At 47.7% G+C, this 24,465-nt stretch carries 23 protein-coding genes; 18 read left to right on the top strand and 5 right to left on the bottom strand.

Annotated elements, in window-relative coordinates:
- Positions 1 to 158 precede the first annotated feature (158 nt).
- From xseB to folE2, 4 genes are read left to right on the top strand one after another with little or no spacing between them, the layout of a single operon-like run.
- Complete coding sequence (gene xseB, locus AOC32_RS02050; protein WP_108507901.1) at positions 159 to 386, top strand: exodeoxyribonuclease VII small subunit; 228 nt, start codon at positions 159 to 161, stop codon at positions 384 to 386.
- Between the two features lie 19 nt (positions 387 to 405).
- Positions 406 to 1,314 carry a polyprenyl synthetase family protein gene (locus tag AOC32_RS02055; RefSeq protein WP_108507902.1) on the top strand — a complete coding sequence of 303 codons (909 nt, stop codon included), beginning with the start codon at positions 406 to 408 and terminating at the stop codon, positions 1,312 to 1,314.
- A 13-nt stretch (positions 1,315 to 1,327) separates the two neighbouring features.
- Positions 1,328 to 3,238: a 1-deoxy-D-xylulose-5-phosphate synthase gene (gene dxs / locus AOC32_RS02060; RefSeq protein WP_407675546.1), complete on the top strand. Its 1,911-nt coding sequence runs from the start codon at positions 1,328 to 1,330 to the stop codon at positions 3,236 to 3,238.
- Between the two features lie 57 nt (positions 3,239 to 3,295).
- Complete coding sequence (folE2, locus tag AOC32_RS02065; RefSeq protein ID WP_108507904.1) at positions 3,296 to 4,120, top strand: GTP cyclohydrolase FolE2; 825 nt, start codon at positions 3,296 to 3,298, stop codon at positions 4,118 to 4,120.
- On the opposite strand, the gene tsaD is transcribed toward folE2, so the two are convergent.
- Complete coding sequence (gene tsaD, locus AOC32_RS02070) at positions 4,117 to 5,187, bottom strand: tRNA (adenosine(37)-N6)-threonylcarbamoyltransferase complex transferase subunit TsaD (protein WP_108507905.1); 1,071 nt, start codon at positions 5,185 to 5,187, stop codon at positions 4,117 to 4,119. The genes folE2 and tsaD overlap by 4 nt on opposite strands.
- Before the next feature lie 86 nt (positions 5,188 to 5,273).
- Between tsaD and rpsU the strand changes: the two genes are divergently transcribed.
- On the top strand, positions 5,274 to 5,486 hold the full coding sequence (gene rpsU / locus AOC32_RS02075; RefSeq protein ID WP_011903537.1) for a 30S ribosomal protein S21: 213 nt from the start codon (positions 5,274 to 5,276) through the stop codon (positions 5,484 to 5,486).
- A gap of 83 nt (positions 5,487 to 5,569) precedes the next feature.
- On the opposite strand, the gene AOC32_RS02080 is transcribed toward rpsU, so the two are convergent.
- Both AOC32_RS02080 and AOC32_RS02085 read right to left on the bottom strand, forming a co-directional pair.
- Entirely contained in the window at positions 5,570 to 5,878 is a 309-nt protein-coding gene (locus tag AOC32_RS02080) for a helix-turn-helix domain-containing protein (RefSeq protein ID WP_108507906.1), read from the bottom strand.
- A complete protein-coding gene (locus AOC32_RS02085) occupies positions 5,875 to 6,198 on the bottom strand; it encodes a type II toxin-antitoxin system RelE/ParE family toxin (RefSeq protein ID WP_108507907.1) in 324 nt (107 codons plus the stop codon). The genes AOC32_RS02080 and AOC32_RS02085 overlap by 4 nt, the downstream gene beginning before the upstream one ends.
- 142 nt (positions 6,199 to 6,340) lie before the next feature.
- Here AOC32_RS02085 and AOC32_RS02090 point away from each other — a divergent pair, with 142 nt between their 5' ends.
- The 9 genes from AOC32_RS02090 to AOC32_RS02125 all read left to right on the top strand — a co-directional run bounded on the left by AOC32_RS02090 (position 6,341) and on the right by AOC32_RS02125 (position 17,695).
- Positions 6,341 to 6,787 (top strand): GatB/YqeY domain-containing protein, encoded by a 447-nt coding sequence (locus AOC32_RS02090; protein WP_108507908.1) that lies wholly within the window; start codon positions 6,341 to 6,343, stop codon positions 6,785 to 6,787.
- 11 nt (positions 6,788 to 6,798) lie between these two features.
- On the top strand, positions 6,799 to 8,691 hold the full coding sequence (gene dnaG, locus AOC32_RS02095; protein ID WP_108507909.1) for a DNA primase: 1,893 nt from the start codon (positions 6,799 to 6,801) through the stop codon (positions 8,689 to 8,691).
- Positions 8,692 to 8,924: 233 nt separating this feature from the next.
- Complete coding sequence (rpoD, locus tag AOC32_RS02100; protein ID WP_407675547.1) at positions 8,925 to 11,360, top strand: RNA polymerase sigma factor RpoD; 2,436 nt, start codon at positions 8,925 to 8,927, stop codon at positions 11,358 to 11,360.
- A 799-nt stretch (positions 11,361 to 12,159) separates the two neighbouring features.
- Positions 12,160 to 12,804, top strand: a complete 645-nt coding sequence (locus AOC32_RS09835) for a DUF6088 family protein (protein WP_234409777.1) — start codon at positions 12,160 to 12,162, stop codon at positions 12,802 to 12,804.
- A complete protein-coding gene (locus AOC32_RS02110) occupies positions 12,771 to 13,745 on the top strand; it encodes a nucleotidyl transferase AbiEii/AbiGii toxin family protein (RefSeq protein ID WP_234409778.1) in 975 nt (324 codons plus the stop codon). Before AOC32_RS09835 ends, AOC32_RS02110 begins: the two co-directional genes overlap by 34 nt.
- 406 nt (positions 13,746 to 14,151) lie before the next feature.
- Positions 14,152 to 15,792: an ATP-binding protein gene (locus tag AOC32_RS02115; RefSeq protein WP_108507911.1), complete on the top strand. Its 1,641-nt coding sequence runs from the start codon at positions 14,152 to 14,154 to the stop codon at positions 15,790 to 15,792.
- A gap of 1 nt (position 15,793) precedes the next feature.
- Positions 15,794 to 16,504: an alpha/beta hydrolase gene (locus AOC32_RS02120; protein ID WP_108507912.1), complete on the top strand. Its 711-nt coding sequence runs from the start codon at positions 15,794 to 15,796 to the stop codon at positions 16,502 to 16,504.
- A 70-nt stretch (positions 16,505 to 16,574) separates the two neighbouring features.
- Positions 16,575 to 16,742 carry a hypothetical protein gene (locus AOC32_RS09725; protein ID WP_159074879.1) on the top strand — a complete coding sequence of 56 codons (168 nt, stop codon included), beginning with the start codon at positions 16,575 to 16,577 and terminating at the stop codon, positions 16,740 to 16,742.
- A gap of 47 nt (positions 16,743 to 16,789) precedes the next feature.
- A complete protein-coding gene (locus tag AOC32_RS02125) occupies positions 16,790 to 17,695 on the top strand; it encodes a DMT family transporter (RefSeq protein ID WP_108507913.1) in 906 nt (301 codons plus the stop codon).
- A gap of 4 nt (positions 17,696 to 17,699) precedes the next feature.
- Here the strand turns inward: AOC32_RS02125 and AOC32_RS02130 are convergent, their stop codons facing one another.
- Positions 17,700 to 18,770 carry an ABC transporter ATP-binding protein gene (locus AOC32_RS02130; RefSeq protein ID WP_108507914.1) on the bottom strand — a complete coding sequence of 357 codons (1,071 nt, stop codon included), beginning with the start codon at positions 18,768 to 18,770 and terminating at the stop codon, positions 17,700 to 17,702.
- Between the two features lie 81 nt (positions 18,771 to 18,851).
- Here AOC32_RS02130 and AOC32_RS02135 point away from each other — a divergent pair, with 81 nt between their 5' ends.
- Together AOC32_RS02135 and AOC32_RS02140 are read left to right on the top strand one after the other, a co-directional pair.
- Positions 18,852 to 20,435 (top strand): ABC transporter permease, encoded by a 1,584-nt coding sequence (locus AOC32_RS02135; RefSeq protein ID WP_108507915.1) that lies wholly within the window; start codon positions 18,852 to 18,854, stop codon positions 20,433 to 20,435.
- Positions 20,436 to 20,522: 87 nt separating this feature from the next.
- Entirely contained in the window at positions 20,523 to 21,596 is a 1,074-nt protein-coding gene (locus AOC32_RS02140; protein WP_108507916.1) for an extracellular solute-binding protein, read from the top strand.
- A 4-nt stretch (positions 21,597 to 21,600) separates the two neighbouring features.
- Here AOC32_RS02140 and AOC32_RS02145 read toward each other — a convergent pair whose 3' ends face one another.
- On the bottom strand, positions 21,601 to 22,368 hold the full coding sequence (locus AOC32_RS02145) for an SDR family oxidoreductase (protein WP_108507917.1): 768 nt from the start codon (positions 22,366 to 22,368) through the stop codon (positions 21,601 to 21,603).
- 44 nt (positions 22,369 to 22,412) lie between these two features.
- Here AOC32_RS02145 and AOC32_RS02150 point away from each other — a divergent pair, with 44 nt between their 5' ends.
- Both AOC32_RS02150 and AOC32_RS02155 read left to right on the top strand, forming a co-directional pair.
- Positions 22,413 to 23,714: a TAXI family TRAP transporter solute-binding subunit gene (locus AOC32_RS02150; protein ID WP_108507918.1), complete on the top strand. Its 1,302-nt coding sequence runs from the start codon at positions 22,413 to 22,415 to the stop codon at positions 23,712 to 23,714.
- Positions 23,715 to 23,721: 7 nt separating this feature from the next.
- Positions 23,722 to 24,459, top strand: coding sequence for a 2OG-Fe dioxygenase family protein (locus AOC32_RS02155; protein ID WP_108507919.1), 738 nt, complete (start codon positions 23,722 to 23,724; stop codon positions 24,457 to 24,459).
- Positions 24,460 to 24,465: the final 6 nt, after the last annotated feature.

Genomic DNA, 24,465 nt, shown 5'->3' on the forward strand with positions numbered 1-24,465 from the left:
GCGGAACAACCAATCCAACCATCGACATGTCGATATTGGAAAGGAAGGGGGATTATACCCACGGGAGACTATTTTGGAAGGACTCTATTAAAAGGGCCTTAGGGCAAATCCAGGATCCTTAAAAGGGTGGTAACCCAATTCAGTATTAAGATGACGAAATGGCTAGTAAGAAAACCACCTCGGCTTCGCCCGAATCCACCATTGACCCCCAAATGCGCTATGAGGCAGCCCTCAAGGAGCTGGAGTCCTTGGTGATGGCGATGGAGTCTGGCAAGCTTTCCTTAGAGGAGACCTTGGCCGCCTATCAGCGCGGTGCTGCTTTACTCAAACACTGTCAAGGTGTTTTGGCTCAGGTCGAGCAACAAGTTAAAGTGATCGAGAGTTAAGTCGATTAACGCTGCATCGATGAGCTCATTTTCATTCGAGGCGTGGTTGGCCTCCCAATCGCAGCGAGCAGAAAGCGCGCTCCTTCAGTACCTCGATCCCGATACTGCGTTGCCCCAGCATTTGCATACCGCGATGCGCTATGCCGTTCTTGGTGGCGGCAAACGAATTCGTCCCTTATTGGTATTTGCTGCCAGTGAGTTGGGATCAGTTGATCGTGTGGATGCATCGCTTGTAAATCGCGCTGCCAGTGCGATTGAGATGATTCATACTTATTCACTCGTGCACGATGATTTACCATGCATGGACGATGATGATTTGCGCCGTGGACGTCCCACGGTGCATAAAGCCTTTGATGAGGCAACCGCTTTGCTGGTGGGGGATGCCTTACAAACCCGTGCCTTTGAAGTTCTGTCTCATCCAATTAGCGTGGATCCTCAGATTAGTCTTGCCCAGTTACGCATGATTGAATCATTGGCGTATGCCTCGGGCTCAAAAGGCATGGCAGGTGGTCAAGCGATTGATCTTCAAAATGTGGGCAAGAAAATGGATTTGCCAGCTTTGGAAGAAATGCACGCCATGAAAACAGGCGCTCTTCTAATTTGCGCCGTACAGCTGGGTGGGATTGGTGCTCAATTACCACCGGCTTCCATGGCTTTGCTGAATACCTATGCCAAAGCTCTTGGCTTGGCGTTTCAGGTGGTGGACGATATTTTGGATGCCACTGCCGATAGCGCGACGCTTGGGAAAACAGCGGGCAAGGATGCGGCGCAAGACAAGCCTACCTATGTGACCCTGAAGGGTTTAGACTATGCAAACAAACTAGCTACAGAATTAAAGGGGAGAGCGTTAGACAGCCTTAGTGAGTTTGGGCCGCAGGCAGAGGCCTTGCGCCATTTGGCTCATTTGGTTGTCGATCGCAAAAAATAGTATGTTGCACTCGATGAATGACCCGCGCGATTTGCGCAAATTGACGCGTGAAGAGTTACCGGCCTTAGCCGATGAGCTGCGGCAATACATTGTGGACTCCGTATCGAAAACGGGTGGGCACTTGTCTTCCAATTTAGGAACGGTTGAGTTATCGATTGCACTTCACTATGTATTTGATACACCGCACGATCGGATCGTGTGGGATGTGGGTCATCAAAGTTATCCGCATAAGATTTTGACTGGACGTCGCGATCAGATGCATTCCTTACGGCAATTTGGGGGATTGTCAGGATTTCCAAGACGCTCTGAGAGTGAGTACGACACCTTCGGTACCGCACATTCCTCTACCAGCATCTCTGCAGCGATGGGAATGGCACGGGCTGCGCAAACCAAGGGAGAGGATCGGGTGGCAGTTGCTGTGATCGGGGATGGCGCCATGAGTGCGGGTATGGCCTTTGAAGCCATGAACAATGCAGGTGTCTACGAGAACATGCCGCTCGTGGTGATTCTGAATGACAACGACATGTCAATTTCACCAGCGGTTGGGGCGCTTAATCGCTACTTGGCACGCTTACTTAGCGGCAATATTTATTCTGCGACCAAAAAAGGAATTGATTCAGTTCTGTCCTCGATGGCTCCGCCCTTACGGGAGTTTGCCAAGCGCCTTGAAGATCATGCCAAGGGTTTTGTATCACCATCGACCATCTTTGAGGAGTTCGGGTTTACGTACTTTGGCCCAATCGATGGGCATGATTTGGATACCTTAATTCCGATGATGCAAAACGTTCGCCGCTTAGCCAAAGAAGGCAACGGCCCTCAGTTCTTGCACGTCATTACTCGCAAAGGCCAAGGTTATATGTTGGCTGAAGCGGATCCCATTTTGTATCACGGTCCCGGTAAATTTAATCCTCAGGAAGGCATTAAATCGAGTGGCGCCAGTAAAAAAACATTTACCCAGGTATTTGGGGAGTGGTTATGCGATATGGCGCAAGCCGATCCAAAGTTGGTCGGTATCACACCTGCGATGCGCGAAGGCTCCGGATTAGTGGGGTTTGAAAAGCGTTTTCCCGATCGTTACTATGATGTGGGGATTGCCGAGCAACACTCGGTTACCTTTGCAGCTGGCATGGCCTGCGAAGGGATGAAACCCGTTGTTGCTATTTATTCCACCTTCTTGCAGCGTGCCTACGATCAATTGATTCATGATGTGGCCTTGCAAGATTTACCGATTGTGTTTGCAATTGATCGCGCTGGCTTGGTAGGCGCCGATGGTGCGACTCATGCCGGGGCATACGACATTGCCTATTTGCGCTGCATTCCCAATATGCTAATCATGACCCCAGCCGATGAGGCGGAGTGCCGTGATTTATTGACAACGGCCTATCATCAAAATCACCCCACAGCGGTTCGTTATCCACGGGGTGCTGGCATTGGCAATCTGCCATCCAAAGAGTTGCGCACCTTACCACTCGGTCGCGGTGAGATTAGGCGGGAGGCACAAACGACCGGTAAGCGCCTAGCCATTCTTGCATTTGGAACATTGCTATATCCAGCACTTGATGTTGCGCAGAAGCTTGATGCTACGGTCGTCAATATGCGCTTTGTGAAGCCGCTTGATATTGACTTGATTCAGACGCTTGCCCGCAATCATGATTACTTTGTAACGGTTGAGGATGGTTGTGTTCAAGGTGGCGCAGGAAGTGCCTGTATGGAAGCCATGAACCTCTTGGGAATCACTAAACCACTATTAGCTTTGGGCTTGCCAGACGCCTTCATTGAGCACGGGGATTACAACTTGCTGATGGCGCAATGTGGACTGGATGCCGCCGGAATAGAAGCCTCGATTCTTGGACGTTTCCCGGATTTGGGTACTGCGCCACTGAACCTCAAGACCCCATCGGATCAGGTCCCCGTCGGTAAATAATGCATCTCTAAAAGCGCTCATTGAACCGGTTGGGTTATTTTGAGCGAAAATGATGATATGAATGACCTCAATACCAGCTTTCTCAACACCAAAGCATTGCCTGATGTGCAAGGCAGTGACGATGCGCGATCACTAGCGATTGAGCGTGTTGGGATTCGGGGTATCAAGCACCCCATTCAGGTTCAAAGCGGCTCCGGTTCATTTCCAACGGTCGCTCGTTTTGAGATGGACGTGGCATTACCTGCCGATCAAAAGGGTACGCATATGTCGCGCTTTGTGCAGTTACTGCAAGAGCAACATGGCAAATATGATGGCTTGGCAATTGTGCAAATGGCCAAAAACATGCTGCCTCTCCTGCACGCTAAGCAAGGCCGTATTCAAATGCAATACACCCACTTTGTCAAAAAAAGTGCCCCAATCTCCGCAGTTGAGAGTTGGATGGATTACGAGGTAACGTATCTGGTTGAGGCAAAAGAAGGTTCCGATCAAACGATTGAGGCTGATCTTTATTTAAAGGCCATCGTGCCGGTGATGAGCTTATGCCCTTGTTCTAAAGAGATCTCGGAGTATGGCGCTCATAATCAGCGTTCGCATGTCACGATTTTGGTCAAGCTGGATGCCGATGCTAATCTTGGTGTGGAAGAGGTGTTACGCATTGCTGAAACAGAAGCGTCTAGCGAGTTATGGGCTATTTTGAAGCGCCCTGATGAGAAATGGGTCACAGAGCATGCCTATGAGAATCCGAAATTTGTGGAGGATCTGGTACGGGATGTCGCCACTCGCCTAAAGCATGATCAGCGTATTCTGTCGTTGACAGTGGAAGCAGAGAACTTTGAGTCCATCCATAACCACAGCGCGTTTGCCCGCATTAGTCTTCCCTAGTTGCTCTGGGTATTTAAAGAACTTAGATCCCAGCGGGGCTTAATATCAAACGCCCCATGCGTGGTTGAACTACTTTGTAGTAGACGAAGTGCTCCTGCAAACGCAATCATCACTCCGTTATCGGTACATAACTCGATTGGTGGATAGTGAACCTGATACCCGCGCGCGGCTGCCATTGCCGTGAGTTTTTTGCGAAGCTGGGTATTGGCACCCACACCTCCAGCAACCACTAAATCACGACACTCCATTTGCTCGAGTGCTGCCATTGCTTTATGACTTAAGACATCGGTCACGGCCTCAACAAATGCACAGGCGAGGTTGGCACGAAAAGACTCGGTATCAGAATTGGTGGATTGTGCTTTTTTGACTTGGTGCAGCACTGCAGTTTTTAGTCCCGAAAACGAAAAATCCAAATCCTTGGAATGCAACATCGGTCTGGGCAAATCAAATCCTGCAGCTTTTCCGGACTCAGCTAATCGTGACAGAGCGGCTCCTCCCGGATAATCAAGCCCCAATAATTTGGCAGTCTTGTCAAACGCCTCACCCGCTGCATCATCAACTGTTTCCCCAAGCAGTTGATAGTCCCCAATCCGATTTACGAGCATGAGTTGAGTATGCCCCCCAGAAACCAGTAGGGCAACAAAGGGGAATTCAGGTGGGCGCGAGGATCCATCTGCTAATAAAGGGGATAGCAGATGACCCTCTAAATGATGAACTCCCACTAGGGGTTTTTGGATTGCAAGCGCCAGAGCATTGGCAAAGGCTGATCCCACCAGCAGGGCGCCTGCAAGGCCTGGCCCCTGGGTATAGGCTAGCCCATCGAGCTTATCGATGGTGCAGGAGGATTCTTTTAACGCCTTGTTTAATAAGGGAATTAAGCGTCGAACATGGTCCCGCGAGGCTAGTTCAGGCACAACCCCACCATAATCCTGATGCATCTCAATCTGTGAATGCAATGCGGCCCCTAAAATACCCTCAAACGCTGATTTGCCAGTCTCCCAGGCCCCTGTGTCATAGACGGCAAGGCCAGTTTCGTCGCAGGAGGTCTCAATACCGAGGACTATCATTGGGGGCGGGGTCGTGCTAAAATCCGTGTTTTAGTAAATTTTGATCATTTTCTAGCAATCAAAGAGTAAAAGCGAGTAAAAACAGCATGACCACAGTCCGCCTTCGCGAAAACGAACCATTTGAAGTGGCATTGCGCCGCTTTAAGCGCACCATTGAGAAGAATGGTCTATTGACCGATCTTCGTGCACGTGAGTTCTATGAGAAACCCACGGCCGAGCGTAAGCGCAAAAAAGCAGCCGCTGCAAAACGCCATTACAAGCGCATTCGTAGCCAGATGTTGCCCAAAAAGCTTTACTAATTAATTTGGTCCTTGCTGGCCATACAAATTAATATGCCCCGATTAGCCGGGGCATATTTTTTTGGGAACTCATCATCCCCATCTCAAACCAAATGTAGTTCAATTCGCTTTCCCAAGGCAGCCGCATATTTACGAAGAGTATTAAGGCTAGGGGAGTGTTTTCCAGAGGCTAAAGCACTTTCTAGCCTTGCAATGGCTGGCGCTTGGGTTCCCATCCGTTTGGCAACCTGAGCCTGGGATAATCCAGCCTCTTTTCGTGCAGCAAGGATTTCATCCAAAATTGAGAGTTCTTCGCTATTGAGCCGATTGAGTTCAGCCTTTACAGCTGAATTCTTAAGCATCTTGTTGACCATTTGTTTATGGGTCAGAGCTTTAGTCGATTTGGTTGTCATTTCTTAAACTCCTTCATGCGTTGCTTAGCAAGCTTTAATTCTCTATCGGGGGTCTTTTGAGTTTTCTTTATAAAGCTATGAAGCATGACAATTTTTTGTTTTACAACTAAGCAAAAGAAAACACGCGCAATACCCTCTGCACCTTTAAGCCTTAGTTCAAATAGGCCACCTCCAAATGCATCGGTATGAGGTAAGCCTAAGTTGGGTCCATGCTCCATCATTCGGTCAGTTAAGCCGATATATCGGGCTTGAAGCGTAACTGGCAAATTCATGATTTCTTCCTGAACCTCTTGACTGTAATAAATGATGGAGTATTTCATCGAACGATGATAACAAATTTGTTATCGTTGGGCAAGAGTAAAAAATTGCTGTTGCATTTATCAATGCAATCAAAGCAGTTACAAGCGCATTCTTTAATCTCTTGGATAATGGATCCATTCGATTGATATTTGGAGAACTTAAATGACTCTCAAAGAGCAAATTACCGAAGACATGAAGTCAGCTATGCGTGCCAAAGAGGCCGAGCGTCTTGGCACCATTCGCTTGCTGTTAGCGGCAATCAAACAGCGAGAAGTCGATGAGCGTATTACGGTGGATGATGCTGGAATTATTGCCATCATTGAAAAACTCATCAAGCAGCGCAAAGATTCAATTGAGCAGTTTCAGAAAGCAGGGCGCACTGACCTAGTTGACCAAGAATCAAAAGAGTTAGGTATCTTGCAAGCGTATATGCCAGCCCAACTATCAGAGGCTGAAGTGCAGGCGGCGATTCAAAAGACAATTTCGAGCTTAGGAGCTGCAGGCCCACAAGATATGGGCAAAGTGATTGGGGCGCTCAAGTCGCAACTTGCTGGGAAAGCAGATATGGGAATGGTATCTGGATTAGTAAAAGCCGCTCTCGCAAAATAATGCTTTAATCCATGGCGCTCATTCCTCAATCCTTTATCTCCGATTTACTTAATCGGGTCGATATTGTTGATGTGGTCGGAAAGCACGTCAAACTCAAAAAGGCAGGCGCTAACTACCAAGGCTTGTGCCCCTTTCATCAAGAGAAGTCACCCTCGTTTTCAGTATCTCCCACGAAGCAGTTTTATCACTGCTTTGGTTGTGGGGCGCATGGCTCGGCAATCGGTTTCATGATGGAGTACTCTGGTCAATCGTATGTCGATGCCATCGAAGATCTTGCTCGCTCGGTAGGTCTCACTGTTCCACGTGAGGAGCGCAATGTTCGTGATGTGATTGCGCAAAAGCAGGCCCTCGCGCTTGGTGAGGTGATGACGATAGCGAGCGATTGGTATTCCCAGCAACTAAAAGGATCGCAGCGGGCCATTGACTATCTGAAGGGGCGTGGTTTGACCGGCGAGATTGCAAAGCGCTATGGCCTTGGTTATGCGCCCGATGGCTGGCAGGGGCTCGAAGCGGTGTTTGATTCGTATAGTAAGGATGAAACCGCCAAATTACTGATTGAGGCTGGCTTAATTATTCAGGGAGAGGGGACGGATAACCAGGGTAAGACCAAGCGTTATGACCGCTTTCGCGATCGAATCATGTTCCCCATTCGTAATCCCAAAGGACAAGTCATTGCCTTTGGCGGCCGCATCTTAGATCAAGGAGAGCCTAAGTATTTAAATTCTCCGGAGACTCCTTTGTTCTCCAAAGGAAATACTCTCTACGGATTATTTGAGGGGCGCTTGGCAATTCGAGATCGGGGATTTGTGTTGGTGTGTGAGGGCTATATGGATGTTGTGGCCTTGGCTCAACTGGGATTCGCCAATGCAGTCGCTACTCTAGGTACTGCGTGCACGCCATTCCACGTTCGTACGTTATTACGCCAAACCGATCGGATCGTATTCTCATTCGATGGGGATGCGGCTGGTCAACGTGCCGCGCAGCGTGCGCTGGAGGCAACCCTACCCATCTTGAGTGACGATAAAGAAATTCGTTTTTTATTCTTGCCTAGTGAGCACGATCCCGATAGCTATATTCGCCAATATGGCGCTGCCGCGTTTGAGCAAGCGATTCAGCAAGCGATGTCATTATCGGGATTCTTTTTCAAGCTCGCGAGCGAAGGCAATGATCTCGGAACCCCTGAGGGTCGAGCTAAAACCCACCATGTTGCTAAGCCCTGGTTGCAATCGATGCCAGCAATTGCTTTGCGCTCTCAACTGCTGCGTGAGCTTGCGAATCGCACCGCATCGAGTGTGAGTGAGCTCGAGCAATTTTGTGCATTGACTCCTGCTACTAAAACTCCGCTCCCTACCACTCAAGCCCAAACTAAACCGCAGACTATCAAACCAGCAATTACAAAACCGATCGCCCCACGATCGGCAAAACAGTCCCGTGCCAACATTGAGCCGCCCAAGCCAACCGATTTATCAGAACATATCATGCGATTACTGATCCAGTTCCCGATTCTTGGAAAAGGCATGAACCCTGATCAACGTCAATTGGCATTGGAGGTCGCCAAAAAACGATCGAACAAGGCGCACGATTTAATGAGCGATCTGATTCATCAGTGTGACATTCTGGAGATTAATTCGCAAAATCCAAATTCCTCTTTTGCGGTTTTCCAAGATCAGTTGGCATCTAGCCCATTAGCCGAGCTCTATCAAATTCTCCGCCAACGCATTTTGGGGTCTGAGATCGAGTATCTTGGGGCAAAAGAAGATCTCGATGGGGTCCTCAGTAAGTTGGAATTGGGTCATCTAAAAGTCGAAATGACTGAAATTGCCGAAAAAATGACTCAGGGAACTGCAAATACACAAGATTTAGAGCGCTACCGGGAAATTAGCCAGCGTTTGAGTAAGGGGTAGGAAAAACAGAAGATCGATGACTTAAATCGATATTTTTTATGCTTTTGTAGGTCTTACTTGACTCAATCGAGTATAATACGCATTTCCAGAAAAAACTATTTGAATCAGCCACTTACCTCCTTGGCCTGAGAACCTTTGGATGATCGATACGGGTAAATGAACCAGATCGTCCGGACATATGGCTTAAGTAAGTAATCACTAACTTATTAGATTGATCGATTGCAAAGATACCCATGAAAAAACCAGCATCCAAAGCCGCTTCTAAAAAATTAGCAAAACCTGTGGCAAAAGCAAAAGCTCCAGTTAAAAAGGCAAAGCCAGCTCCTGCAAAGAAGTCAGTAAAGGCGGTTGCTAAAAAGCCAGCTAAGACCCCAGTAAAAAAAGTTAGCAAACCAGCGGGTAAGGCAATTAAGGCGCCAGCCAAAAAAGTTGTTTCTAAAAGCACAAAGCCCGCGGCAAAGACTGCCAAGCCAAGTGCTAAATCAGTGAAGGCCGCACCAAAGCTGACCGCGAAAGAATTGGCCAAAAAAGCAGCCGAAGAAAAAGCCTTAAAGAAGGCCCAAGAAAAAGCAGCTAAAGAGCAGGCAAAGGCAGAAGCCAAAGCTGCCAAGTTAAAAGCCAAAGAGGCTGCTGTCGAGCTTGATGAAAATGGTCAGCCGATTAAAAAAACCCGTGGTCGTAAACCAAAGGTCGAAGTGGCGGGCGAGCCTGGTGTTGACAATCGCACCGATCGCCAAAAGGCGCGCGACCGCAAAGCAAAAGAAAAGGCCCTCCTCAAAGAGTTTGCTGCACAACAATTAGGTAGTGAAGAGCAACAAGAGTTGCGTCGCGCACGCTTGAAGACCCTCATCAAAATGGGTAAATCCAAGGGTTACCTAACCCATGGCGAGATGAACGACGTGATGTCCGATGAGTTGTCGGAAGTAGATGCCCTTGAAACTCTGATCGGTCTGCTTAATGACATCGGAATTACCGTTTACGAGCAAGCCCCCGATGCAGAAACACTACTCTTAAATGAGCATGGCCCTACCGCAACCTCAGAAGAGGAAGCGGAAGAAGAGGCAGAGGCCGCACTATCGACCGTTGACTCGGAGTTTGGTCGAACCACCGACCCCGTGCGCATGTATATGCGTGAGATGGGCACCGTTGATCTGTTAACCCGTGAGGGTGAGATCGTCATTGCCAAAAAGATCGAAGCCGGTCTCAAAGATATGGTGATGGCTTTGTCTGCTTGCCCGGTCACAATCTCGGAGATCCTTACCAATGTCGACAAGATCGTTTCTGGTGAAATGGAAATCGATCAATTTGTTGATGGCTTAGTAGATCCCAATGCCGAAGATATTCCGATGGCTGCTGATGAGCCTGAGGATCTGGAGATGATGGATGAGGGCGAAGAGGGCGATGATGAGGAAGGTGGCGGTGGTGGTGCAAGCACTGCCAGTGCGAAGCAACTCGAAGAGCTAAAGCAGCGTTCCCTCGAAAAGTTTGCGGTGATTCGGACGCAGTTTGACAAGATGCGTCGCGCCCATGATCGCGACGGCTACAACTCACCCGGTTACCTAAAGGCGCAAGACGCGATTCGTAACGAGTTACTTGGCTTTCGCTTAACGGCAAAGAGTGTTGAAAAACTCTGCGATACCATGCGTGCGCAAGTCGATGAAGTTTGGAAGCTTGAGCGTGGCATTGTGAGTATTCTGGTTGATAAGATCGGAATCCCCCGCGCTGAAGTTCTGCAAGCATTTCCAAAAATGGCCATGAACTTGCGTTGGACCGCAAATCTTCTTAAAGACCCAAAACCCTATAGCGCTCTCTTAGAGCGTAATGTCCCAGCGATTCAAGAGCTACAACAAAAGTTGATTGATATTCAAACGAAGGTGGTCTTGCCCCTTAATGAGCTTAAAGAAGTCAATAAGCAAATGATTGCGGGCGAGAAGAGAGCACGTGAAGCGAAGCGCGAAATGACCGTTGCAAACTTACGCTTGGTCATCTCGATTGCTAAGAAATACACCAACCGTGGCTTGCAGTTCTTGGATCTGATTCAAGAGGGCAATATTGGTCTCATGAAAGCAGTCGATAAGTTTGAGTATCGTCGCGGTTATAAGTTCTCTACTTATGCGACCTGGTGGATTCGTCAGGCGATTACTCGCTCGATTGCAGATCAGGCGAGAACCATCCGTATCCCAGTGCATATGATTGAAACCATCAACAAGATGAATCGCATTAGTCGTCAGATTTTGCAAGAGACAGGACATGAGCCCGATGCCGCAACCTTGGCTCAGAAGATGGAGATTCCAGAAGATAAGATTCGGAAGATCATGAAGATCGCGAAAGAGCCAATCTCGATGGAAACACCGATTGGCGATGATGAGGATTCGCATTTGGGTGATTTCATCGAAGATTCCAATACTCTGGCTCCTGCCGAGGCAGCATTGCATGACTCGATGCGCGATGTGGTGAAGGATGTACTTGATTCATTAACACCACGTGAGGCAAAAGTATTGCGGATGCGCTTTGGTGTCGAGATGAGTACGGATCACACACTCGAAGAAGTTGGTAAACAGTTTGATGTAACGCGTGAGCGCATTCGTCAGATTGAAGCGAAGGCATTGCGTAAGATGCGTCATCCCAGCCGCAGTGATAAGCTGAAGACCTTCCTCGAAGAAGATTGATGAATTCTTAGGGGCCCATAGCTCAGTTGGTTAGAGCAGAGGACTCATAATGGACTTAACCATGAGGTCTAGTAGCAAAGACCTCAATGATTTCAAGCGGTTAGTGGTGAAAACGATGGTTTAAATTCACTACACACCGCTTACACACCAGGGCGTTTTTCATGGTGTGTAGTGAATAGAGTTTTAGTGTGGTTTTTGTGTAGTAAAACAAGTTAAGTAGGGCCCATAGCTCAGTTGGTTAGAGCAGAGGACTTAAGGGTGGTAAACCTAAAGCATTGCAAAATGTCATGGTTTACCGCCAATGGGTTGCATGCGAGCAAGTTCACTCTGCTTGTATGTAGAACTACTCAAATTCGGGGAAACCTCTGCATAACAGCGTGGCGATCCCGAGCCAAGCTAACTAGCAATAGTTAGAAGGTGTAGAGACTGTACGGGTAGGTCGTAATGACAAGAGACAGTCCAGACTACAAACCGGAAACGGGCAGTGAAAACTGTAGTAGTAAGCATAATCCTTTGGTCCCAGGTTCAAGTCCTGGTGGGCCCACCAGAAAACAAAAGGTACGTACTGATCACATCCTTTACAGTTCGTACCGAGCACATGGTTTACACTTTTTACCGTTCACACGCCAAGCACTTTGGGACCAAATGGATTGTCTAAGGCTTGCACCTTATTCGATTCCAAATCAAAGCACCCTAAATCGTAATCCATAAAGCTGACGAGCCAGAGAGCGTTACTTTAAGTAACGCTTGTTAAGATTGCTTACCTATGCTATTATGCATGAAATTTCATTAAAAAATCATGCAAAAAGAGCCTGCAAAACCCCCCTTAAATACTTCGCCTGAATTACGCGATAGCGCATTGGGGAGACTTCTCTCGCGTCTAAAGAAGGGTCATGTTTATAGAAGAGAGGATCTTTTAGGAGACTCCAATGCGGTTGACCGCCATTTAAAACAATTGGTTGATGCGGGTGATTTAGAAAAGCTGGCGCAAGGGCTGTATTACGCACCTAAGTCCTCCACTTTTGGCAGGGTGCCTCCAAAAGACGATGAGCTAGTAGAAGCTTTTTTAAAAGACGAGAACTTTTTGTTACTTTCACCTAATAGCTACAACTCCTTGGGGCTAGGAACAACCCAGCTCTATAACAAAACTGTGGTGTACAACCATAAACGCCATGGCGTCTTTAAATTGGGTAATAGAAGTTTTGAATTTCGGGTAAAACCGCGCTTTCCAAAAAAGCTGGATAAAGAATTCTTATTGGTGGATCTACTGAATAACCTAGATTCGCTTGCCGAGAATAAAGATGATGTATTGGCTAAGGCAGAGAAGCAGTTAAATAAGTTTGAAACTTCTAAATTGCAAAAAACAGTTAGCGCTTATGGGGCGGGAAGAACGAAGAAGCGGGTTTCATCTTGGTTGCGCAATACGCAGAGAGCGAGTACATAGTGCTTTTGCATGAACATAAGGATTTCAAAGATCTGATTGCTTCTATATCAGACAATATGGGTATTGATCCCACATTGGTTGAAAAGGATTATTGGATCATGCATTGCCTTTGGGGATTGCAGCAACAAGGATTTACATTTGAATTAAAGGGCGGAACTTCATTATCCAAGGGGTTTGAATTAATTTATCGCTTTTCCGAAGATATTGATATCCGCATTGAGCCGCCAGTAGGCATGGATGTTAAGACTGGCAAAAATCAAGATAAAGAAGCGCACATAAAATCTCGATCTGACTTTTACGATTGGGTGGCCGGTGAACTGAAGATTCATGGTATACAAGATGTTGTGCGAGATCATGCATTTGATGACTCAGAAAAAATGCGCAGTGGTGGGATCCGCTTAAATTACCAATCAATAATGCCATCGTTAGGTGGTTTAAAGGATGGTGTTTTATTAGAGTTAGGCTTTGACGATACGGCACCCAATCAGCCGGTAGATATTTCATCGTGGGCATACGATCATGCGATTAAGTATGCCAAAAACATTGATGACAATAGAGCCAAAAATGTCTCGTGTTACTTGCCTGAATATACTTTTGTAGAAAAATTGCAAACCATCTCTACGAAGTATCGTCAATACAAAGATGGCAAAGGATTTCCCAAGAACTTCCTAAGGCATTACTACGACGTATATTGCCTCTTGGATTGCTCATCAGTATTGGAATTTATTAAGACTGATAGGTATCAAACTAGGAAGGTAGAGCGTTTTTCCAAGTCCGATAACTTAAATATTTCTCAAAACCCAGCTTTTCTTCTAAGTGATTCGGAAGACCGAAAGTTGTTTGAATCGGAATATCAAAAAGTAGCTAGCCTATATTACAAAGGCCAGCCAAATTTTTCTGATCTATTAAATCGAATTAGTCAGCATCTAAAGGTCTTGTAGGTAAATCCACTTTGGAGCAGCGAAGTCGAAGATGGTTGCTCCAAAAATCCTTTGGTTTCGAAAACCAAAGCTGGAGAGGCCACTTCCTTTAAATCCATGAATTTGCTTGCACATTTGCTCACACACCGATCCTTAGGCGACGTAACCTCTTGATATCATAGAGGTCTGCTATGGATATCTGTGCTCATAATCCTTTGGTCCCAGGTTCAAGTCCTGGTGGGCCCACCAGAAATCAAAACCCTCATCATCAATCCTGGGGGTTTTGTCTTTTGAGTGTTACTTTGGATCGCATCATGCCTAGAATGGACCCTATTTTGGCTCACATTGACTGCAGTCAATCATGTTTCAGACCCAGCTTTTTATGATTTATTCAATGAGTAGAAGAGTAAGAGAGTAAAAAGAACACATGGAATTCGAAATACCAGAAACTCTGGCCAATTCCCTACTTAGAATGATCGATCAGGATTCATTGCTTGCTAGGCGGCTCGGCGAGTACGGCCTTTCCCGTGGCAAACGTGTGGTATCCAGCCGTCTTTTCGACGCTACCTCATTGAACGCACTCTACAGTCTGAGCCGTACAGCCAACGAGCGTGAACTGATGTTCCAAATGATTGCGTTAGACAATATCCACGCCGCGCCGGCTGCCCGAAAAATCCCCAGCTTAGAGCATCTGATTCCCGGTCTGATCGCTTGGCTGTCACGCGACATGATCGATGGATGGCTTTATAGGTTCGGCAAAGATGGCGTGTTACTGCCCTGGTTGGTCCATTCTATGCGCTATGTACAGCCTGTCGATGGCGCAGCTTACGTCATCATCGGCCTTCTAGCCAATACCTTGCAGGCCGCAGAACGTGAGCCGATTACCGATCCAAGGCTAAGGCGTACCGGCATGACAAACAGCATTACCTTTTATGCCGAAGATATTCAAGATCGCACGATTCCCGAATTGATGACGGGTTATGGATACTTCAAAGAATGTGTGGAATTCAAGAACGAACACGAGACACATTTAAAGCGTTTCATGCAGATGCAGCCGAAGTTTGGTGCGCAGTTTGTTGTTTCTGGTACCGTCTGGATGTCTAGCGAGGGACATCGCCCACAACTCGAATGCGTGCGGCTGCAGGCGGGCACAACTGCTCGCTGCGTTAATGACGAAGAGTTACTGGAACGCCACTTTGATACCACCGCCGAAGCAAGCTTCTGGCGCGAAAGCGGTATCAGCGAGGGTTTTGAGAGAATCCCCCAGCATTGCTATCTTTACTTATTTCACCTGGATTATCACCGCAGCATATGGGCGCATGTGCAAAATGTGAAGGCCTATCGTTATAAGCCAGAATTACGTGACAAGCTCGTTCTGCCAAATGCTCATCGCGACTTGATTGATATCTTGACCGCTAATCGTAACTTCTTAATGGAAGACATTGTCGAGGGTAAGTCAGGCGGCACAACCATTCTGTGTAAAGGCGCGCCTGGTCTTGGCAAGACGCTGACAGCAGAGGTCTATGCTGAAGTCGTGGAGAAACCGTTATACCGGGTACATTCTGGTCAACTCGGGGTGACGGCAAGCTCAGTGGAGGCTAACCTTTCGAAAATCCTGCGGCGCGCGGCGCGCTGGGATTCGGTGCTATTACTCGACGAGGCTGACGTCTACATTCGCCGCCGCGACAATGATCTTGACCATAACGCTATCGTGGCCGAGTTTCTGCGGACCCTGGAGTACTTCAACGGTTTGCTGTTCATGACCACCAACCGCGTAGCGGATATTGATGACGCTGTCCTATCGCGCTGCATTGCTATCATCCAGTTCGAGACACCGACACAAGAGCAGGCGAAACAACTATGGAAATCGCTCGCGCAGCAGTTCAACACCGAGCTGTCTGATGAACTAGTTGAGCGCTTGATAGTAACTTACCCAGCTGCCAGCGGCCGCGATATTAAGGAGTTGCTCAAGCTGACGCTCAAATTCTGCAAGGGTAGGAATTTGTTACTGAACGAAGAAGCATTTGCGCAGTGCGCGGCCTTTCGCAGCATCAGCAAATCTGTCTAAGATGGCAACGTTTGACACGTCTCTCCTGGGTGATTTGCTACTGGGCCGACTCAGTTTTCGACCAGGCGCTGTGCCCGACAGGGAAGCTTTGCCCGCTGGTCGTCACAACCTAGGTATTGCTAGCGAGCGCGATGCTGTATTGATCGTGCCTGAAGGCCTGCAACCTGGAGTTTCAGTCGCTCTGCTTGTGATGTTTCATGGTGCTGGTGGCAGCGCTGATAAGGTGCTGCCATTTTTGATCGAGCATGCGCGTCAGCATGGCTTTTTACTTCTGCTGCCGCAGTCTCAGTTTCCGACTTGGGACTTAGTGGTGGGCGGTAATGGCCCAGATCTAGAGCGGCTAGACAAAGCATTGCGCGAAGTGGCCTCACGTTTTTCTATTAATCCATCCCACTTGGGATTTGCTGGGTTTTCAGACGGAGGCAGCTATGCGCTGTCAGTGGGTTTGACCAATGGCGACGTTGTTAGTCATGTGATCGTATTTTCTGGAGGCTTTATGTCAGTCCTTCAGCAAAATGGCGCACCCCGTATTTTCATCGCCCACGGTTTGGAGGATGAGCAACTGTCAATTGAAACTAGTGCACGTCCCCACGTAACCAAACTTAAAGCCGCAGGTTATGACGTAACTTCTTTAGAATTCAGAGGCCCGCACCGTATCGAGCCACCAGTAGTTGCGTTGGCGATTGATTTCTTCCTGAAACCGACGGCGTAGCCGTAATAAGCTGGGCGTTTACTTTTTGATTAATAGTATCTTGCGGATATAGCTTTACAATTTCAGCATCATGATTCCTTCTGAACCAAATAATACAAATTCAATTGATCAAGCAAAGGAAGAAGATCAATCCTTAAGCCAAGCCAAGCCTGAGATTAAGTCTGAACCCAAGCCCACCATGAGTAAGCGAGAGATCATGGAAGAGTTATCACGCCAACGTTTTCCATGGGAAGAGTAATTGTTCACTCTTAGGTATTGCTAGTGCAGTCCGGTTTTTATCTCTCAATGATTCTTGCGAGTTTGGGCGCTATCTTATTTGCTGCTAAAGCGATTGTGGTGAAATTTTCCTACCAATATGGTGCGACTGCGGATGTCGTCCTGACCTTGCGCATGGTATTTTCACTGCCCATCTTTTGGCTAGCAGTTTGGTGGAACCAACGAGCCACATCACCACAGCCACTCCTTAGGAGAGATGTAACCAAAGTTTGTGCGATTGGCTTATTGGGATACTTTTTATCAAGTTATCTGGATTTTCTGGGATTGCATTACATCTCTGCAGGATTAGAGCGTGTGATTTTATATTTGACCCCAGCGATTGTGTTGGTGCTTTCCAAATTCTTTCTCAAAAAAGAGATTGATCGCAGGCAATATTCGGCAATGGCGGTTGCTTATTTAGGAATCATGATGGTATTTATGCATGATATCGAGCTCAATAACCAGAGCGCAGTCGTCTTGGGAAGTATTTTGGTATTTCTAGCAGCTGTGGTTTATTCCATCTATTTGATTTTTGCTGGTGAGTTAGTCGGCCGCGTGGGCAGTATCCGACTAGTTGCGCTTGCAAGTGCATCAGCCACCGTCGCAACTTGTATTCAGTCTCTCGTCCTAGGGGCAGACCAACTCTTTGTGCAGCAGCCCGAGGTGTATTACTTTGCTTTGATCAATGCATTGTTCTGCACCTTCATGCCCATGCTCTTTATCATGATGGCCGTTAACCGCATTGGTTCAAGTTTGACCGCTCAGGCAGGCACCATTGGCCCAGTAGGGACGGCATTTTTAGGGTGGTATTTCCTGAGTGAGCCGGTGAGTGCCTTGCAACTTGCAGGGATTGCCGTGGTGTTAATTGGGATTGCAATCCTGCTATCAATTGGCAATAAGCCCAATCAAAACACAGCGCCAACCCCAACGGAGTAGTTGCTTAGTTTTTAAATGTCACTACGTGATCAGCGCCTAAGCGAATCCCAATCTTTTCACCAATCGCATGGTTATGGTGGCTGGGGACGAATGCAAACACCTCTTGGCCTGAGCTCAGTTTGAGAGTGTATAAAAAATCAGCACCTCGAAATGCTTTACGTACCACCTCGGCTTGCATGGGGCTTTCATCATCATGCTGAATATCATCGGCGCGTAAGAGTACATCAATCTGTTTTCCAGGACTCAGTTCCTCGCCAGGATCTAATTGTAACTGCCCCAGTTCAATTTCAACAGCTCCCCCATCGTGGGTTTTGCCTTTGATAAATACACCGCGACCAATGAACTCAGCGACATAACGCGTATTAGGCTTGTGATAAAGGTCATAGGGTGTATCCCACTGAATAATTTTCCCCTCATTCATCACCCCAATATGATCCGCAATCGCAAACGCCTCAAATTGATCGTGTGTCACGAGAAGGGCAGTGACTCCATTGGCCTTGAGGATATCGCGCATCTCACTCGCCAAACGTTCTCGTAAATCAATATCCAAGTTAGAGAAGGGCTCATCGAGCAAGATGAGATCGGGTTCGGGCGCCATGGCACGTGCCAGTGCCACACGTTGCTGTTGTCCGCCTGAGAGCTCATGCGGATAAGCACTTGCTTTATCAGCGAGTGCGACGCGTTCTAACCAGAGCATCCCAATACGTTCACGCTCTGCGGCTGAACCGGTGCGGAGTCCAAACATGACATTCTCAAGAACACTCAGATGTGGGAAGAGGGCAAAGTCTTGAAAAACCATACCAACTTTACGTTCCGCTGGTGGAATTCGAATACCGGGTGAGCTCACCGTTTTGCCATAAATCTTGATTTCTCCTGCTTGCACAGACTCAAAGCCGCAAATGGCGCGTAGAACCGTAGATTTGCCACAGCCAGAGGGGCCCAAAAGACAGGCAATATCCCCTTTGGGGAGTTGGAAACTCAAGCCATTGACAATACGAATCACGCCTGAGCCTTCCTGCTTTGGAAACTCAATGGCTATGTTTTCAAGGGAAATCAGGGCTGGATTGGAATTCATCCCTATAATTTTCGCATTGAATCATAAAAATTCATAAAAACACCACAACCTACCCATCTATTTGATCCTTCACCGCAGTTGATGCGCACTAGCTCCATTCTTTTAGCCCTCGCTCTCAGTCTCCCGATTCTGGGACTGATCTTAGCGGCTCTATTAGGGCAACCTAGCCCCATCGCATCTGATGGGATAGTCGCCGAGCGTACGCTAACCCATCTCTGGAACTATGTGCTGACGGATTACATTGTCACGACGATCCTGCTGTGTTTAGGTGTCGGTATCGGCGTCTTTGTATTGGGCGTTGGAAATGCGTGGTTAGTGGCGAACTATCAATTTCCAGGAAAGGCCATCTTTGAATGGGCCTTGATCTTGCCACTCGCAGTTCCTGCCTATGTGATGGCCTATTTGTTTGTCGATTTCTTACAGCATGCTGGTCCTGTGCAAACCATGTTACGTGAGAACTTAGGTCTTTCATGGGCATTGCCCGATCCGCGCTCCTTAGGTGGGGCGATATGGACCTTCTCCATGTGTTTATATCCATACGTTTACTTAGTGGCTCGTACCTCTTTTTTAGATCGCAGCGCACGATTTATGGAGGTTGCCGAGACCCTGGGATACACCAGTGTGCAAGCATTCATGAAGCTGGTATTGCCTATGGCTAGACCCGCAATTTTTACTGGTATTGCGTTGGCATTGATGGAGGTCTTAGCCGATTTTGGAGCAGTATCGTACTTTGGCTTGCAAACCTTTGCGACCGGCATTTTTAAGGCTTGGTTATCGTTTGGTGATCGCAGTGCTGCAGTTCATCTATCCCTCATGCTCTTAAGTTTTGTCTTGATCGTATTTTATTGGGAGCGTCACAATCGAGCCAGGCAACGCTATGCCCTCACCAACACTAATACCCGACCTGCGATCCCAAAGCGCTTAGTCGGTCCGCACGCGCTCTACGCATTTTTATTCTGCGCCTTAACCCTATTTTTTGCATTTGTTTTGCCAATGGCAGTTTTATTTGATCTTCTAAGCGAGCAGGGGCTAGAGGCTGATCCGCGCTATTGGGGGTGGTTAAAAAATTCCTTAAGCTTATCCGCGTTCACTGCGATATTGGCTGTACTCTGCGCACTCTTTTTAGCGTATGCCGCACGCCTGACCCAAAGTAAAACTCTGCAAGGAGTCAATCGCTTACTCACGGTTGGCTATGCTTTGCCTGGAGCAGTTTTGGGTGTTGGTATTTTGTCTCTGTTGGGCTTATTGGATATTGCTTGGTTGATGTCGGTAAGCGTTGGTATCTTGGTCTATGCCTATCTCATTCGCTTTTTATCTGCAGGCTTGCAAAGCATTGAGACCGGGCTAACCCGTATTACCCCAGCGATGGATGGCACCGCTGCGCTCTTGGGCGCTAAACCGCTGGAGATGATTTGGCGGATTCATTTGCCATTACTAAGACGTAGTGTTTTAACGGCTCTGTTATTTGTGTTTGTGGATGTCATGAAAGAGCTACCAGCCACCTTATTATTGCGACCATTTAACTTAGACACCTTGGCGGTCGCTACCTATCAATTAGCAGCCGATGAGCGTCTGGCTGAATTAGCTTTACCTGCCTTAAGCATTGTTTTGGTTGGACTTTTACCGGTGATCTTGTTATCAAGGGCTATCGCTCAGAAACGTTAAAAACCACATAAGTATCAATATTATTGATAATCATTCTCATTCGTATTACAATGCAATCTTTGTAATCACGGACAGGAATGGTTTGACATGCAAGGAATTTGCTCAGGCTTCACATCTTCAATCAAGAAGGTATCCCTCATATTTGGTTTGGGTTTTGCAATTAGTGCACTACCTAGCCATGCTGCTGAGCCAAATACGGTTCTTAATTTGTACTCCGCGCGTCATTATCAAACCGATGAATCGCTCTACGCTAACTTCACAAAAAGTACCGGCATTAAGATTAATCGGATTGAGGCGGATGACAACGCCTTGCTTGAGCGCTTAAATAGTGAGGGCGCTAAAAGCCCAGCCGATGTGATCTTGCTTGTTGACGCAGCACGATTGTGGCGTGCTCAGGTCAATGGCATGTTTAAGCCGATTCAGTCCAAGGTATTGGATCAGCGCATACCAGCCAACCTGCGGGCCAAGGCTGATGCAGATGGAACCACCTGGTTTGGATTTTCAACTCGGGCGCGCATTATTGTGTACAACAAAGATCGCATTAAACCCGGCGATGTGAATACTTATGAGAAATTAGCTGACCCAATTAATAAAGGTAAGGTGTGCACTCGTTCCGGTTCGCACCCCTACATGTTGTCATTGGTTGGCGCCCTGATTGAGCGTGATGGCACTGCGGCTACTGAGAAGTGGGCTAAAGGTATGGTTGCCAATATGGCGCGTGCACCCAAAGGTGGTGATACGGATCAAATCCGCGCTGTCGCATCGGGTGAGTGTGCCGTTGCTTTAACTAACTCCTACTACTTAGCGCGCCTCATGCGCTCAACCAAGCCTGAGGATATTGTGGTGGTTGCTAAAGTGGGTCATATTTGGCCCAATCAAAATGCGGGTGGTGTGCACATCAATATCTCAGGAGGTGGGGTGGCCAAGAATGCGCCTAATCCTCAAGCCGCTGTGAAGTTTTTGGAGTACCTGGCTAGCGACGCGGCTCAAATCTACTTTGCTGATGGCAATAACGAGTGGCCCGTAGTGGCATCGGTTCGGGTTGATAATCCAGCCCTAAAGGCCTTAGGACCCTATCAGGTTGAAAAGGTCTCGATCGCTGCCATCGGCCGCAATCAAGTCGCAGCGCAGCGTATCTTGGATCAGGCAGGCTATCGGTAGACGGCTAACCGCGACCAACAAATGGCATCTTGCTTGCCATGATGGTCATGAACAAGATATTGCTTTCGGGCGGCAGTTTGGCCATCTGTAAAACAGCCTGCCCAACATGATCGACATCCATCCGCGGCTCGACTTTGATCGAGCCGTCGGCCTGCATAATGCCATTGGCCATGCGCTCGGTCATCTCGGTGGCGGCATTGCCAATATCAATTTGACCGCAGTTAATATTAAATGGCCTGCCATCAAGGGCGATGGATTTAGTTAGGCCGGTAATTGCATGTTTGGTCGCGGTATAGGGTGCAGTATTAGGTCTTGGCGCATGGGCTGAAATCGAGCCATTATTAATAATGCGACCACCTTGGGGTGACTGGGCTTTCATCATCCGCATAGCCTCTTGCGCACATAAGAAGGCGCCACACAGATTACTGTTGACGACATTCATCCACTGCTCATAACTCAGTTCATCCATGGGAATGGCTGGTGCGCCCATTCCTGCATTGTTAAATAACACATCAATGCGACCAAACTTGGCTTTGAGTGTTGCGAACAAAGTCTTGACCTCGTCGGGCTTGCCCACATCGCAGACTACGGCTAGGCAGTTGCTGTCATTGCCACCAATATCGTCAATTGCTTTTTGCAAACGTTCTAGATTGCGCCCAGTAAGCACGACCGAGAATCCATCGGATAGCAGGGCTTTGGCAGCGGCCTTACCAATACCAGTTCCAGCACCGGTAACAAGAGCAACACGCAGGGGATTTGAGTTCGTTGGCATGGGTTTAATCAGGGCATAATGGTTAAAAATAGAATGATAAAGCCATGAACCTTTTGTATCAGATCGCCTCTCGACCTGCCTACTTGGTGACGGCATTTATCGCGATCATTGCCAGCATCTTTTTGACGATCTGGCTGATATTACCCGGGCCTCCCAAGACGCTGACGATTGCTACTGGTTTTCCGGAGGGGCTCTACCATCAGTTTGCCAAGCAACTTCAAGCAGAGCTCGCGAAACAAAAGATCACTTTACGGATTCAGAATACGGGCGGCAGTGCGGATAACTTAGCACTAATGGCGGATCCCAAATCGGGTGTCGATTTAGCGATTATTCAGAGTGGGGTGGGCGACCCTAGTCGCTACCCAAAGCTCACTGCATTGGCAGGGCTCTTCTACGAACCTCTCTGGGTTTGGTATCGACCAGAAACGTTTGCCAAAGATGGGGGATCTTTGCAGCAACTCAGTCAACTCAAAGGAAAAAAAGTATCCATTGGTAATGAGGGGAGTGGCACCAATTTACTCTCCCGGGCGATTCTCAAACTCAATGATATTGAGCCCACGCAACTTCATTTATTAACCCTCAATCCCGACGAGGCGATTTCACAGCTACGTAAAGGGGGGATTGACGTTGCCATGATTGTTCTAGCGGGCGAGGCACCCCTCTTGAAAGATTTCTATCAATTACCGGGTATTCGCCTAATGGACTTTGATCAAGCAGAGGCATACACCCGTGTTCTGCCTTTTCTCAAGCGGGTTGATATCCCAAGGGGGATTGTGAGTATTGCGCATGATTTACCAAAAGAAGATATCCATGTGATCGCGCCTACGGCAACCTTAGTAGCACATTCGAATATCAATCCTGCAACGGTGAGTCTTTTGCTAGGTGCTTCCTATGACATATTGCGCAATTACTCGCGCTTGCAAAAACCCGGTGAGTTTCCTTCCAGTAAAGGCTTGGATTTTCCTATGGATTTAGACGCAGAGATTTTCTTAAAAGACGGCCCTTCATTTTTCTATCGACATCTGCCTTTTTGGGGTGCGGTATGGCTTGAGCGCGTCATCAAGATTTTGATCCCGTTGCTCATCATTTTATTTCCCATTTTTGCCTATCTGCCTGCGATTTTGAACCTAAGCTTGAGGATTCGACTGGGTCGACTGTATAAGGTCTTGAAGAATATTGAAAAGCGCTTTACCTCCTCAAGAAATGCAGATGATTTATTGACTGAGCTAAATGACCTTGAGAAACGCATTGAGCGACTCAATGTATCCCTAATTCAGTCAAAAGAACTCTATGATCTCCGTTCGCATATTGCTTTAGTACGTGATCAGTTAAAACAGGCAAAATAAGATTTCAATGTTAGCGCCCCCATTTACCCCTTTTGATCAACTCCAGCTTTCCTTGCAAGAGCGCGGCTATGCGGTGATATCCCCCGATAGCCTAAGCCAATTAGTGAGGGTCTCTTTCAAGGATCTGGAGACCTTGAAGACCTATTGGAATAATCTGCCGCGTGATCCGTATTTAAAGGATGGCGGGCGTTATCGCTTTCGTCGCCATGCTAGCTATTGGATTCATCAAGGAGCTCTTGAATTAGTACCCCATCGTGCCCATTGGCAATCAGTTGATTACAACGCTCTGCATGGCGGGATCGAGCGTTGGTTTGAGCCCATAGAGCCCGAATTGCAGAACAACTCTACTTGGCAACAATTAATGTTGGGGATCTCGCAATTATTTCCTGCATCTCCAAGATGGTATGTTGAAGCCCATCCTTTTCGGATCGATACCAGCGATGGTATTGGACGCCCTACACCTGAAGGGGCGCATCGCGACGGTGTCGACTATGTTGTGGTGATTTTGGTGGATCGAGTGGGTGTCAAAGGCGGGGAGACCCGTATTTTTGAAGCACAAGGCTCGATTGGTTTGCGGTTTACCTTACAGGATTCTTGGACAGCCTTAGTTTTGAATGATGCGAAGATGATTCATGAGACCACACCAATTCAACCGATCGGAACCCATGGCTATCGAGACACCTTGGTGATTACCTTTCGGCGTAACGGTTTTCAAGAGCCACCACACCGGCAAGATCAGCAATAAATCATT

Origin of the sequence: Polynucleobacter acidiphobus (assembly GCF_003065385.1) — a bacterium.
In the GTDB taxonomy this organism is placed as follows: domain Bacteria; phylum Pseudomonadota; class Gammaproteobacteria; order Burkholderiales; family Burkholderiaceae; genus Polynucleobacter; species Polynucleobacter acidiphobus.